This is a genomic window from Brevibacillus sp. NRS-1366 (genome assembly GCF_050467985.1).
In genome coordinates this window covers 97,103-110,676 of the sequence record NZ_JBITPN010000001.1, presented here as the reverse complement: position 1 = coordinate 110,676, position 13,574 = coordinate 97,103, and the positions used below count along the sequence as shown (strand labels likewise).

Annotated in this window: 13 protein-coding genes; all 13 read right to left on the bottom strand. The window is 49.0% G+C overall.

Going from position 1 to position 13,574, the window contains the following annotated elements:
- Positions 1 to 147 precede the first annotated feature (147 nt).
- A complete protein-coding gene (ftsH, locus tag ACIFQN_RS00590; protein ID WP_429831082.1) occupies positions 148 to 2,103 on the bottom strand; it encodes an ATP-dependent zinc metalloprotease FtsH in 1,956 nt (651 codons plus the stop codon).
- Positions 2,104 to 2,172: 69 nt separating this feature from the next.
- Complete coding sequence (gene hpt, locus ACIFQN_RS00585; protein WP_429831081.1) at positions 2,173 to 2,712, bottom strand: hypoxanthine phosphoribosyltransferase; 540 nt, start codon at positions 2,710 to 2,712, stop codon at positions 2,173 to 2,175.
- A complete protein-coding gene (tilS, locus tag ACIFQN_RS00580) occupies positions 2,709 to 4,136 on the bottom strand; it encodes a tRNA lysidine(34) synthetase TilS (protein WP_429831080.1) in 1,428 nt (475 codons plus the stop codon). Before tilS ends, hpt begins: the two co-directional genes overlap by 4 nt.
- On the bottom strand, positions 4,108 to 4,560 hold the full coding sequence (locus ACIFQN_RS00575; protein ID WP_429831079.1) for a threonine/serine exporter family protein: 453 nt from the start codon (positions 4,558 to 4,560) through the stop codon (positions 4,108 to 4,110). The genes tilS and ACIFQN_RS00575 overlap by 29 nt, the downstream gene beginning before the upstream one ends.
- A 6-nt stretch (positions 4,561 to 4,566) precedes the next feature.
- Positions 4,567 to 5,316, bottom strand: a complete 750-nt coding sequence (locus tag ACIFQN_RS00570) for a threonine/serine exporter family protein (RefSeq protein ID WP_429831078.1) — start codon at positions 5,314 to 5,316, stop codon at positions 4,567 to 4,569.
- Positions 5,317 to 5,330: 14 nt separating this feature from the next.
- Entirely contained in the window at positions 5,331 to 6,257 is a 927-nt protein-coding gene (locus ACIFQN_RS00565; RefSeq protein ID WP_429831077.1) for a serine/threonine protein kinase, read from the bottom strand.
- Positions 6,247 to 7,008, bottom strand: a complete 762-nt coding sequence (locus tag ACIFQN_RS00560; RefSeq protein WP_429831076.1) for a VWA domain-containing protein — start codon at positions 7,006 to 7,008, stop codon at positions 6,247 to 6,249. Before ACIFQN_RS00560 ends, ACIFQN_RS00565 begins: the two co-directional genes overlap by 11 nt.
- Positions 7,009 to 7,073: 65 nt before the next feature.
- Positions 7,074 to 9,548: a stage II sporulation protein E gene (gene spoIIE / locus ACIFQN_RS00555; RefSeq protein WP_429831075.1), complete on the bottom strand. Its 2,475-nt coding sequence runs from the start codon at positions 9,546 to 9,548 to the stop codon at positions 7,074 to 7,076.
- A gap of 291 nt (positions 9,549 to 9,839) precedes the next feature.
- Entirely contained in the window at positions 9,840 to 10,205 is a 366-nt protein-coding gene (locus ACIFQN_RS00550; RefSeq protein ID WP_429831074.1) for a S1 RNA-binding domain-containing protein, read from the bottom strand.
- A 43-nt stretch (positions 10,206 to 10,248) separates the two neighbouring features.
- Positions 10,249 to 10,557, bottom strand: coding sequence for an FtsB family cell division protein (locus tag ACIFQN_RS00545; RefSeq protein ID WP_429831073.1), 309 nt, complete (start codon positions 10,555 to 10,557; stop codon positions 10,249 to 10,251).
- Positions 10,558 to 10,577: 20 nt separating this feature from the next.
- On the bottom strand, positions 10,578 to 11,150 hold the full coding sequence (yabQ, locus tag ACIFQN_RS00540; protein ID WP_429831072.1) for a spore cortex biosynthesis protein YabQ: 573 nt from the start codon (positions 11,148 to 11,150) through the stop codon (positions 10,578 to 10,580).
- Entirely contained in the window at positions 11,147 to 11,431 is a 285-nt protein-coding gene (gene yabP, locus ACIFQN_RS00535; RefSeq protein WP_429831071.1) for a sporulation protein YabP, read from the bottom strand. The genes yabQ and yabP overlap by 4 nt, the downstream gene beginning before the upstream one ends.
- A 100-nt stretch (positions 11,432 to 11,531) precedes the next feature.
- On the bottom strand, positions 11,532 to 13,553 hold the full coding sequence (locus ACIFQN_RS00530) for a copper amine oxidase N-terminal domain-containing protein (RefSeq protein WP_429831070.1): 2,022 nt from the start codon (positions 13,551 to 13,553) through the stop codon (positions 11,532 to 11,534).
- Between the last annotated feature and the right edge of the window lie 21 nt (positions 13,554 to 13,574).

The window sequence follows — 13,574 nt, the reverse complement described above, 5'->3', positions numbered from 1 at the left end:
TCATTCGCCTCTTTTTGTAGCTATGATGTGAATATTTAGAAAACCTGGCTACGCCATGCTTTTTGGCGGAGCCGTGGTTGCACTTATACTGGATAGGAATTTTATAAATTCCTATCTGTAGAACAAAAGGAGCACCTGAGGCGCCCCTTATTGTTTCGGTTCTTCATTTGTCTCATCTTGAGCTTGTTCTTGTACTGGCTCTTGAACTTGCTCTTGTTTCGGCTGAATATTGACAACCACGTCTTTCGTTTCTTGTGGGGTATCTACCATTTCGCCGGTTTCGATGAGTTGCTTAATTTGCTCTGCATCCAACGTCTCTACACGCAGCAAAGTGTTGGCGATCAGATCGAGCTTGTCACGATGCGTAGTCAACAGCTCTGTGCATCGAGCGTAGCACTCGTGAATAATATTTTGCATTTCCTGATCAATCTCGTACGCGATTTGATCGGAGTAGTTGCGCTCATTACCATAATCACGGCCCAGGAATACCTGTCCTTGGCTCTTACCGAATTGCATCGGACCGAGCTTGCTCATGCCGTATTCCGTAATCATGCTGCGAGCGATAGCAGTCGCGCGCTGGAAGTCGTTATGAGCACCGGTACTGATGTCCCCGAGCACCAACTCCTCCGCCACACGTCCACCCAACAGACCGACAATCTTATCGAGCAGGTCAGTCTTGGTAGCAAAGAAACGGTCTTCTTTTGGCAGCATCACTGTGTATCCACCGGCTTGGCCGCGCGGAATGATTGTTACCTTATGTACCATTTCTGCATTTCGGAGGTAGTACCCAATAATCGTATGACCAGCTTCGTGGAACGCAACCAGGCGTCTTTCGTCTTCGCTAACTACACGAGACTTTTTCGCCGGACCGGCAATGACACGGTCGATCGCTTCGTCCACTTCCATCATGTTGATTTGCTTTTTGTTTTTCCGTGCGGTCAAGAGAGCAGCTTCGTTCAGCAAGTTCTCCAAATCAGCACCTGTGAAGCCCGAAGTACCACGAGCAATCACATCCAGCTTCACGTCCTCACCAAGCGGCTTGTTGCGGGCATGAACCTTGAGCACCGCTTCACGACCCCTGATGTCAGGGCGATCTACTGTAATTTGACGGTCAAAACGTCCCGGACGAAGGAGTGCCGGGTCGAGAATGTCCGGGCGGTTGGTCGCAGCCACCATGATGATGCCTTCGTTTCCACCGAAACCGTCCATTTCTACGAGCAACTGGTTGAGAGTTTGCTCGCGCTCGTCGTGGCCGCCGCCGAGTCCAGCTCCGCGTTGACGACCCACAGCATCGATCTCGTCAATAAAGATAATGCAAGGTGCATTTTTCTTTGCATTTTCAAACAGGTCACGCACGCGGGATGCACCGACCCCTACGAACATCTCCACAAAGTCAGAACCGGAGATGCTGAAGAATGGAACGCCTGCTTCACCGGCAACAGCGCGAGCGAGCAAGGTTTTACCTGTACCTGGAGGACCTACGAGCAGGACCCCTTTTGGAATACGGGCACCAACAGCGTTAAATTTGCGCGGGTCTTTCAAGAAATCAACGACTTCTTCCAGCTCCGCTTTCTCTTCGTCTGCACCCGCCACATCGTCAAATGTGACTTTTTTCTTCTCTTCGTTGTAAAGCTTCGCACGGCTCTTACCGAAGTTCATTACTCGGCTGCCGCCACCCTGGGCATTATTCAGAAGGAAGAAAAACAAGATGAAAATGATGACAAACGGAATGATCGAAGTCAGGAACGTGAGCCAAATGCTATTGCCCTCCGCTGGATTGACCTCAACCTTCTTCAATTTTTGTTCATCGATCTTCGCCTCTACCAAAGAGACAATATCTGATTCATACAGTGGAACGTTGGTAAAGAATTTGTTGCTTTCCTGCCCCGGAATGGCCTTGGCCAACGTACCATCGATTCGGTATGTACCATTTTCAGGGCGCATAGCGATATCGGTAATGTTGTCAGCTTTCAGCTGTATCCGGAAATCCTGATATGTAAGTTTCCCAACCTTATCAGTACCGGAGAGGATGAAATTCACGATCCCGACCGTGACAAGAAAAATCAGTAGGTAGAACCCGGTATTACGAAAAAAGCGATTCATGCCTTACCTCCTCTCACGAACAGACACTTTTCACATTTTATCATAGTAAGCATAGTCTCCACAACAAACCTACTTCGTGTAGACTTCAGGCTTCAATACCCCAATGTACGGCAGATTACGATAGTGCTCGGAGTAGTCCAAGCCATATCCGACTACGAATTCGTCTGGGATATCGTATCCGCTGTAATCTGGGGAAATATCCACCTTGCGACGCTCTGGCTTGTTCAGTAGCGTGACCACTTTGACAGATGCCGCCTCACGATGGTGCAACAGCTCAACCAGTCGGCTCAGCGTCAATCCACTGTCCATGATGTCTTCTACAACCAGCACGTGCCTGTTTTGAACAGAGGTATCGAGATCTTTCAGGATTTTCACCATGCCGGAGGATTCGGTGCCGCTTCCATAGCTGGAAACTGCCATGAAATCCATCTCGCAAGGAATATCCATGTGACGGATCAGGTCAGCCATGAACACAACTGCACCTTTCAGCACGCAGATGACCAAAGGATTTTTGCCTCGGTATTCGGCTGCCAGTGTTTTACCCAATTCCTGCACTTTTACCTCGATCTCACCCTCTGATAGCAAAATCTTCTCGATGTCTTGATTCATGAAAAAACCTCCCGCCAATCTTCTCCAAACTCTACCCGCACGTGTAGAAAACGCCTGGTCTGTCCAGTAACTGGCGCTACGGCGGAACGGCGCACGCCCGGTACCAAAATTACCTCATCGCCCGCCGTTAAAAGCGGAAGTTTGTCCCGCCAGACTCGCGGAAATTTGGCATCAATCAGTAAATCCTTCAGCTTTTTTCCATCTGCCTGGCCAAACAGGGTGACACGGTCTCCTGGCTTTCGGTTACGCAAATACAGCGCTCCTGGCAAATGGTCAGCATCAAAAACAGCTTCATTAGCCGGAAGTCGCTCCAAATCCAAGGGACCTTCAAGGTAAGCAGTATGTACCGTGGCCTTGCTCTCGTCGATCCTGGTCACGCCAGGAACGGCGAGCTCGTAACAATACGTATGTATGCGATCTTCCCGCCCCGTGCGACGAAAAAGAATTCGTCCGTACATCCGGCTTACCACCAGTTGCTTGGGCAAATGCAATTCCGCTGAGGGGCGACTTCCCCCTAGCATGTGCAAAACGGTCTCCACATGCTGCGAAGACCATTCGGTTTGTTTTGAGAGATAACTTAATATTAGAGTAATCATTCTCCTTTGTAAAGCAACGTCACAAGTTTGAAACTTGTCTTTGTCAATCACGATCTCATCCGGTTTTGTATTAGTCGTGACCCCTTTTAATTGATCGAGTGCCAGCTGCAAAAGGAAAGCTTCGTCCCTAGCAAACGCTTCGGCGGCCTCGAGAATATGCTCACGGTAGCGATCGTTGACACTCGCCAGGAGCGGCATTACATCCATTCGCAGCAAATTGCGCTTGTACTTTCGCGATTGGTTGCTGCTGTCCTCTCGTGGCTCTAGTTCATTCTCAAGGCAGTAGGCTTCCAGTTCTTGCCGCGTTTTATGCAAAAGCGGCCGAATCAGCTCAATGTTGCTGTCCTCAAGTGGCCGCCTTGCAGGCATCCCCGACAGCCCCTGAAGCCTCGTGCCGCGAACGAAGCGAAACAGGATCGTTTCCACTTGATCGTCGGCATGATGCGCCAATGCCAGCTTGGTCGCACCTTGTGCGGTTCCTACCTCCCGATACAGCCGATAGCGAATCTCGCGGCTTGCCTCCTGTCCACCCATACCCGTTTGCTCCATATAAGCGGGAACATCGTACTCAAATAGGTGAAAAGTGACTCCCAATTTTTCACACAGGCTTTTCGCATACAAAGCATCCTGCCGGGCTTCCTCACCCCGAAAGCCGTGATTGAGATGCACCGCATGCAGTGTCCAACCGTAGTGATAGTTTTCATTGAGAGTCGCCAAGATATGCAAAAGAGCTGTAGAATCATTCCCTCCGGAAACTCCTACAACGATTGTTTCTCCTGGAAGCAGCAGCCTTTTTGATTCAATCTCGTTGCGTACGCTTTCCAGCATAGCGTGCTCCTTTCCAGATCGTTACCACAGAGATGCCAAAAATAAGTCCGGAAGCAATAGCTCCCGCCACCATCATCGTCTTGGTAGCGAGCGTAATGCCTTCCACGTAATCATTGTTCACAAAAGCCAGCATGGATTTGTAAGCCAATGATCCCGGCACCAGCGGAATGATTCCGGCAACACTAAAGTTAGTAGAAGGTACACGCAACACGATCGACATCAACTGGCTCAACAAGGATACAAATGCGGCGGACACAAACGTGGACAACAATACTTCCGCACCCAAAGTCGGTAAAAAGGAAAAAACCAGATACCCGACCATTCCTGCAAATCCACCTGCAAAGATCGTCCTGACGGGAACGTTGAACAACACGCACCATGCCATTGATGAAATCAGGCTAAGCGCCAAACCTTTTAGTAACATCTGGGCTCACCCCTTAAACCAAAGAGTAATAGCTGTGGCTACCGCGACGGAAACAGCAGTTAACATCGCTTCTACTCCGCGTGAAACTCCTGCAACCAAATCTCCTGCCATCAGATCCCGCAGTGAGTTGGTAATCGCGATACCCGGGAACATCGGGAGCATGGCACCAATAATAATGATGCTAATGTGTAGCTGCGGAAAGATTGTCACCGCCAATAACGCGAAGAGTCCTCCTAATAAAGCAGCGCAAAACTCGGTAAAAAATTTCATTCGAACAAACTGTTCCAAATATTCCTGACTCAGATTGACGATCAGCCCGGCCAAAGCGGCTGGAGCGAGATCAAACCATGTACCGCCAGCCAGCATGGAAAAGGAGCCGCTGGCGATCGCAGCCGCCATGTGTTGCATCCATTTCGGATACAGCGGCTTTTTTTGGTCAATTTCCCGGAGTGTCAGATAAGCCTGGTTCAGATTGATTCCGCCTCCGACAAACCGCCTAGAAACGTCATTGACTAACGTAATTTTGTTTAGATTGGTCGTACGTTTGGGAGTACGAACCATACGAGTATGATCCCGTCCATTGCAGCGAAAAGAAAGAATAATGCTTGTAGGTGTAGCCGAGCTATTGACGTCATCCATTCCTGCTGCCTGTGCGATCAACGCCATCGTCTCTTCTGTCCGGTAGGTCTCCCCTCCGTTTTTCAAAATAATCGAGCCTGCCAATAGGCATGTATCCATCACCAAATCTGAGGACACAATTGTCACATCCTTCACATGAACCATGCATAATACAAAGTTCCAGCCAAGAGCAACAAAGAGGCGACAAACAGGCCGCTAATTCCTTTGCCGACATTTTGGGTTGCCCGCTTTGGTTTTTGCGCTGTGGCAACTGTCTGCTCACGCAAGATTGCCAACAGCTCCGCTCTCATTTCCCCCGCCGTGGCGAACTTTCCGTGGAAGGCCTTTAGAAGAGACACTCGATAGGGGTATAGTCTGTCACTTTTCCGTATTATATCACAGAGCAATGCCGTCTCGCGCGGGTCGCTCAAGCTACTTTTCCACGTCTCTTTATCAGCCATGAGTCGCACCATCATGACCGCGGCAGAAAACAGGTCGTAACCAATCTCAGCCCGTCTATCTCCTGCATGCCAAGCTGCGCGGTCGTACTCCTCAGTAAACTGACGCACAGCGTTGCCTAGCTTGGTCACCCCACCGAAATCAATCAGACGCACCTGCTTGTCAGACTGCGTCACCATCACATTTTCCGGCTTCAGATCACCGAATACCCACCCATGCTTGTGAAGGATGTCAAGCCGAGCAAGCAATTGGACAATCATGACCGGTCCCCACTCTGTCCCTGCACGCATAATGTACTGATCGAGCTGCTCGCCATTCAAGTACTCCATCGCATAAAACGTACAAGGCTTGCCGCCTATGACTAGATCGTCTACGTCACACAGGAGCGGTCCCACTCGGGAATCCCGCCCCTGCTGTACGCTTTTTAGCACGTTTACTTCCATTAAAATATCGATGCCTTCCAAACCGACTTTCACCGCACGCGGTGCGCCATCCTGAGTGGCTAAATACACGGCTCCATTCGCACCTCGCCCCAGCTCCCTTAGGACGTGATACGATTTTTTGTTCCATTTGCCTTGAAAATACTTCGGGGGATCAGGAATGGCCACCTTAAAAGACATGGTCACGTAAGCTTCCCATGTTATCGTCGTCTTCTTCAGGACTGCCGTAGCGCTCGGATAGCGAATGAGGGAGCTTCATCTGCTCAAACAAGGCAATCGCTTCTACAAGGGCTGGACCGGTAGGAGTAATACCGCTCATCGCCAGATCGCTTGTTATTTGGTGGGCTTGCTCTACCTTCTCTGTCCACGGAATACGTATATCCAAATATTTTTGTTTGCCAGGGAATGATCCTACAGCCATCCTGCTTTGACCGCTCCTTGAGTGTAAACTAATACTGAAATCATGAATCGCTTGCTGTACGGCTGACAGCTTAGGCTTCATGCTTCCTGAAGTATCTACCAGCATCACGACGTTCAGGCTGCTTTTTTCCCCCAGCTCATCCACCATACCTGCTACCTGAACTCTTTTTTCCGGGGCCAGCTCTTCTATTCCGGAATCGCCTAAAATCTCTTTCAATTCTTTATTGACTACCTGATGGATCGTTCGCGTCATCGCTTTTCGCGTCAGCATTTGCACCGTTTGCGCCAATTGTTGTGGGAAGACGATGTCACATAGCCCCCCTCCCGCCTCGGCTATATCCCGAATCTCTCGCTCCCCTTTTTCGCCTAGCTCGCTCTTGTCGATGACACCGATCACATTGACCGTAATGCCTTGTTCTCTTGCCAGGGAAGCCGCAGCAACTGGACTCATACCAGAGTTCGAGCAACCATCCGTCACTACCAAAATTTGTTTGAGTGTCGCTTCTTTCACAAATAATCTCCCCATTCTGCCTGTTTTAGCAACAGTATCGACGGGGAGATTAGAAAACATACCCTTTAGCTTACAATCCGCGGGCGCTCCAGCTTCGGCATGCCGTGCACCTGAATAGCCGCCCACTGCGGAACAAATCGGTCAATGCGTGCTACCAGCACCGTCATGTCGTCCACGATGTAGCCGGAATGCTGACGAATGACTTTTTCCAGCAGCAGATCAGCTACTTCCTGTGGATCATCGGTTTCCAATTCACCGATAATTCGCTTCATCCACACTTGGCGGTTTTCGATATGCCGTGGAGCTTCATAGATGCCATCTGACATCATAATCAACAGGTCTCCTGGCTTGAGCATCCGGGATACTACGTCTACCTCGATTTCTTCCAATATACCGACCGGCAAATTGTTGGCGGTAATCGTAATAACGTCACTGCTCCTTTTCACAAAGCTTGGTGTAGAGCCGATCTTAACAAAACGGGTGTTGGCGGTTTGCAAGTCGACCAAGGCCAGATCTACGGTGGCAAACATCTCGTCTGTAGAGCGCAGAGCCAGGACCGAATTAACGGTTTTAATGGAGATCTTTTCGTCCATGCCTGAACGCAGCAACTGCTGGAGCATGTCGAGCGCTGACTGGCTCTCTAGCGAAGCGCGCTCACCATTTCCCATACCGTCGCTAATGGCCAGCGCCATTTTTCCGTTGCCCAAATCCATGGTCCTAAAGCTGTCACCCGACAATAGCTTGCCGTCCTTGGCCGCTCCTGCAACACCGATTTCAATCTCGAACGTTTTGGCGGAAGCCAGGCACATCGTGCAAGACCCGTCTTTTTGTGCTTCGCAGTTCCTCTGCCTGACCACGATGTTCTCTCCCAGTATTTCGGTCAGCATGGGAGCCACGATCTTGGCACACTCATCCCGCCCATAGCAGGTAGGCTGACTGATTTCGATATCTACCTTCCCTTCTTCTAGGCTATGTATTTCTACGCGGCGTACGGAAAGCCCCAAGCCCTCGAGCGCCTGCGAAACCTGTTTCTCCTGAAAGCTCAGCTCCATCCCCTCGCGCTGAATTTCTCTGGCAAAATCACTCATGACGCGTGATACACCAGAAAGCTGATCGGCTACGAGCTTGCGGCTTTCCTTTACCTGCTTTTTCAACTGGTCAAAGGACTGCTGACGATCGTATTCTTGCTCCATCGCCGTCAGCACTTTTTCCGTTTTGACGCATTTCCGCTCCCAGTCGCGAGGCGGCGTCACTCCTGCAAGCGTACCATTCTCGTACACTTTATCCATGAGCCAGCGCATTCCTTCGTAGGTAGCCTGCGTGTCCTTTTCCCAACACTGTTCCTTTTTCCAGCACCTTTGGCATGTGAATTCGGATACGCGACTGAGGAAGGCATCTGCGTGTTCCTCTATTTCCTCACGATCGGCTGTCTGGGCAAAGCTATGGGACAATTGGGTAAACAATTCGGAGAACTGCTGGATCTTTCCCGCCGTAACGTCACGGACTCGACGCATGTATTCCTGATGCGATTGGAGATTTTCAGGAGTACCCGGGATAAATTTGGCTACTTTCTTCCAAAGAACAGCAGGCGTGAGGATGAACAGCACAATCGCCAGAGAGGTTTCGACCAAGGAGAGGTAGAGCGTCTCTTCAGCTCCACCGTAGATCGCCAGGATGGCTGTTCCAATCAGCAGCCCTGCGGAAACCCCAACTTTTCCGCCTTCCTTCAACAATCCTGCTAACAGGCCGGAAAAAGCCAGCAAATTGATTTGCAACAGGGCGCTTACATTTGCGAGACTGAGGATGAGACCGGTCACTACTCCTACAGCTGCGCCAACAGTGCCACCCCCGACAAAGGCGAATACGAGTAGCAAATAACGCGAAAGCACATGCTCCATCGAAATTCCTTCTACCGTCCAATCGACCGTCCCTGTCATCAGCGAGGCTAGCAAGATGACCAGTGAGACGATTTCCTCGTTTTTCAATGGCTCGTAGGGTTTAGACAGATGGATGATTGATAGCGACTGGATAAAAATGAGTGTCAGGACAAATCCCAGAACGGCTTCTACTGCCACCATGACCAGCTCGTAGGTGTTTACCTGATTGGTCAAAGCTGCATAGAGCAAATGACTGATGAATACCGTCATCACGACTAACAGAGGCGTCCGGGAGAAGTCCTTTCTGCGCGTCCTATCCATGATCCTGCACGCAAAAAGCGCTAACACTATGCTCAAGATCGTTTGCAGCCCGATGGGAACCGATTGCGTAAAGGCACCCAGTATCAAGGCAAACCCAGTCGTTACGATACAATCGCGCCGGATATAAAACATGACGATGAAATAAGGTATCACAAAAGGGGTCAGCTCTTCCAAAATGAGCGCCCGCCCCAGCAAGAAGCCCATCAGAAGTGGAAGAACATTCCACTTCTGCACGGCATCGGCAACCTTCTCCCCCCACGTGCGTGTGGTTGTATCCATTCGTTCAGAAACTTGCCTGGTCCATACCTGACCGGCCTCAGTCACATTCTTATTTGCGATCATTTCGTACCACCCCGTTCTTGTTCAATGTGTTTCTCAATTATACGGAGGTGATATTGTAAAATTTGTCAAAAAACCAACGGATATTCACAGAATCGTGCGACAAATTCATTGGCGTAATTGGACAAAAAAAACCGACGTTATGGCGGATAACGTCGGCTGACAGGTGATTCGCGCTTTGCGAAACGGGCTTACGATACGTATTCGGCAAGTCTTTGAAATGACCTTCCTGATTTTGCAGTCAAAATACGCTTTTTCGAAAGAAAGAAAAGTCACAATTTTCAGACCAATTAACTATCGACCGCGCCCCTTCTTGTCCCCATTTTTCTTAAGAAACGATTGGCGGTCTTCGCTTTCTTTTAAAAAGCGGTTTAACTTATCTTCAAAGCCTTCCCCACGTTCTCGCTGATGATGCGGTGGCCGTTCTTTTTCCTGTGCTTTTTTGATCGACAAACCAATTTTGCCCTCACGGATACTGAGTACTTTTACGATCACCTTGTCACCGATTTTCAAGAACTGGTGAATATCTTTGACATAGACCTCTGAAATCTCACTGATGTGAACAAGACCGGTCACATTCTCAGGTAACTCTACAAACGCACCAAATTTCGTGATACCTGTCACTTTTCCTTCAAGTTTGCTCCCGACCTCGACTCCCATGTGCGTGGAAAGCCTCCCTCTCCTCGAAGATCAGACTGGCAACTTATTCTGGAATCACGTAAATGCTCTCGCCCTCTTTGGTATAGAAAATTCGTTTGCGCGCTAGCTCAGCAAGGTACTCCTGATCATTGAGGCGGCTAGCTTCGTAAGTGAGCTCCTCTTGTTTTTGCTGCAGAGCCGCTGCTTCCTGCTTAAGCGTTTCCAGCTCCGTTTTCTTCTGTGCCAGCACCCCGCTCTGCAAGTAGAGGGTATAGCCAGTCCAGACGAAAAAGCAGAGGACAAAAAAGAAAAAGAGCCGCATTCTACGCCTTTGCCCTTTTCGATTGATTGGGATGGATACTGCTTCTTTCATGATTAGGCCACCTCGGTTAATTACTCCCGCTTTCTCTTTGAGTGAAACCAATTCTTCCAATTGGTCCAAATTCCTGTTGTTTTCCCGAACATTTTTTTCCCCAAATCCTGACCCCATTTGGCAAACGGAGAAGTGACAAAACGCGTCACTTTCCACAAAAAGCCGAGGATTGCAAGCAGCACGGAATACAAAAATGCCAGCAACATCAGGATCACTCGGTAAATAAACATCAAGGGACGTACAACGAGGATATCAATGATTCGTATAATGGTTCGGTACAACCACTGACAGAATTTTATCACGCGATGTAAGAAATGGATATACTTCTTACTGCCTAATAAAAAATACAGCCACGCTCCGAAAATCATTCCAAAAAAAATCGGGAACCGGATGATTCCATCGTTTACTTTTAACAAGATATAGAAAACCGCACCCATGCTGCCCACCCAAAAGAGAATGTCAAAGATAAATACAAGCCAGAGTGGCAGCCTGCTTTTTCCTTTGAATACATGGTACGTATCAAATCCCATTCCCATTAACGCTCCGCACGTCGACATGGCCAGCACCGTCTGAAGCTGGATGGCGATACTCACTTGAATAACTTGCCGAAGAATCCTCTCGATCGATCTGATGCCTGCCCCTGCTCCAGATAGGCCATTTCATGAACAAGGCCCTCGATCGCTACTTCTCCGGTTTCCAAACTCAGATTTTTCATATGCAGATTCTGGCCACGTATAGTTAAAAAGCCGCCTTCCGTCTCCAAGAGGAATTCTTCGCTGTCAAAGCTTTCGACGTTTTTTACACCCGAAATCGCCAAACTGCGTCGATTGATCATCACGATTTCGTGGCGAGGCCGCTTCATGTGGTCGTTCATGCTTACTCCCCCCTAACGTACCCTTCTTGTACCATCGTATGGGGAGGGATGTCCTTTTAGAACAAAAACCCCGCCAGTAAGCGGGGTTTTACTGCGTTGCTTATTTATAAACGGTGTAATTTCCGTTCACGTAGATGATCTTGTAACCGGTACGGTCGGCGATGGTTTTCAGCGGCAGCGTCGGAATGTTGTTTTTCAACTGTACGGCTGCGGGCAGCGTTACGTTTTGTCCATTGATGTTAGCTATATTGGAGCCCACCTTAAATTGCATGACCGTATTTCCACTCACGATTTTTGCGGTTGTTTTTGTATAGGTAATCGAAAAACCGAGTGCATCACGGAAGAAGGTTGCAGGGATTAGCGTGTTTCCGTTCACGGTATAAGGAGCTGCTGCGAGTCCTGTCGTTTTACCTGCCTTGGTAAACGAAGCTACATTGGCCTTGAAGCTGACACCATTCAGCGCAACGATCGTCGCTGGACGGGCAAACAGCAACCCTTTTTCCTCGGATGTGTATACACCAATGCTGTATACGCCGGTAGTCGCCGGATTCACTATACCTGCTGTTTCTGCCACGTTTACCTGAACCGCAGCACTTACTGGAATATCTTGAGCAGGAACGATAACTAGATTTTGTCCACGCACACCTACATAGTTTGCAGCCACACCGTTAACGGTTACGGCGTTTGCTGGCAGATAGGCAGGTACGCGGAAGCCAGCAGGAAGTACAACCTCAATGAAGCCTTGACCCCGAACAATCGGAGCACCCAGACCTTTGATGCCGATTTGCAAGCCGACAGGCGTAGACGCCGTAGCTCTAGTCAAGCCGATTGTTGCCAGCGAGTTATCTACGGTTACAGGTGCAGCGGCACCCGTAATTTGGATATCTTTCGAACGGTACGATTTGTTATCAATTTTCGCCGTAATGTTATACGTCCCCGCCGTTTTCGGATTGGACAAATACGCATCGAGGGCAAATTTGATGGTCACGCTATCCGTAGTCTTGAAGCCACTTGGCGTACGGAAATAAACCCTGTTTCCGCTGGTTGTCAGGTTGGTTACCTGATCGCCATTGACTGTTATATTGTAGGCGGAAAGAACTGGCGGCACCATATCGGCGCTCGGGAATTCTACCTGGATGTCCGTATTGGAATACAGCTTGGTGGAAAGATCCATGTCTAAGGTATAGCTGGAGCGTGCTCCCGCAGTGTTATCTGACAAGGAGACGGAAAACGACGAGTTGCTTGAGCCGGTAACTTCTACATCCTTCGATTTGTACTCTTTATCATCGTATTCAATCGTAAAGGTGTAACTTTTATCTGCTTTCGATGGATTCACAATACCTGCCGATTTCAGAAACTCCAGCTCGATATAATTGTCCCCGTCTGCTTTACTCGGGATCTCGATACGAACAGTATCATTATCCAGAACCGAGACGTAATCGGCTTTTTCCCCATTCACTTTTACATCTGACTTGCTGATGCTTCTTGGCAGCATATCCTTGGTAGGAAAATTAACGTAAATGTACTTGCCCTCTTTCAGCTTTCCTTTGGAAGCCAGACTCAGCTTTCCTAGCGTCAGGGAAACATCCGCTTCTGTGTTTTTGCTGCTGAGCGATACACTGAATTTTCCGCTGCTGCTACTGCTCGACGATTTACCGATAGTGATTTTTTCTTTTTTGACTGATTCCTTGCTAGTCTTCACACTAATCGAGTAGCTGCCTTTTTCATCTGGATTGGTGATTTTATCGATCGTCAGGGTGAGAACGGTGCCCTTCTTTATCTTTTCATCAACCTCGATCTCCACGCTTGTCTTCGTCGCATATACGTCGTAGATTTTGATGTCATCCCCGTCATCGTCCTCGAGAGAGACATCCTTTGTCTTCATCTTCTTGTCTACGGAGTAGCCGGAAGGAAAAGTAACGGTAATCTTGTCGCCTGAGCTAAGATCCTTTTCGATTTCGAACTCTATTGTATATTCTGTTTCTTCGTCTACGCCTGTATCGTCTGCCGAAACCTCTTCAATAGAAAGAGCATAAGCGGCTTTTGGCACCATGACAAATGGACTTGCCAACACCGTAGTCGCCAGCAGTACAGAGATACCTTTCTTCGCGCTTTTGTTCAACGGTAACGCCTCCTATTCCTG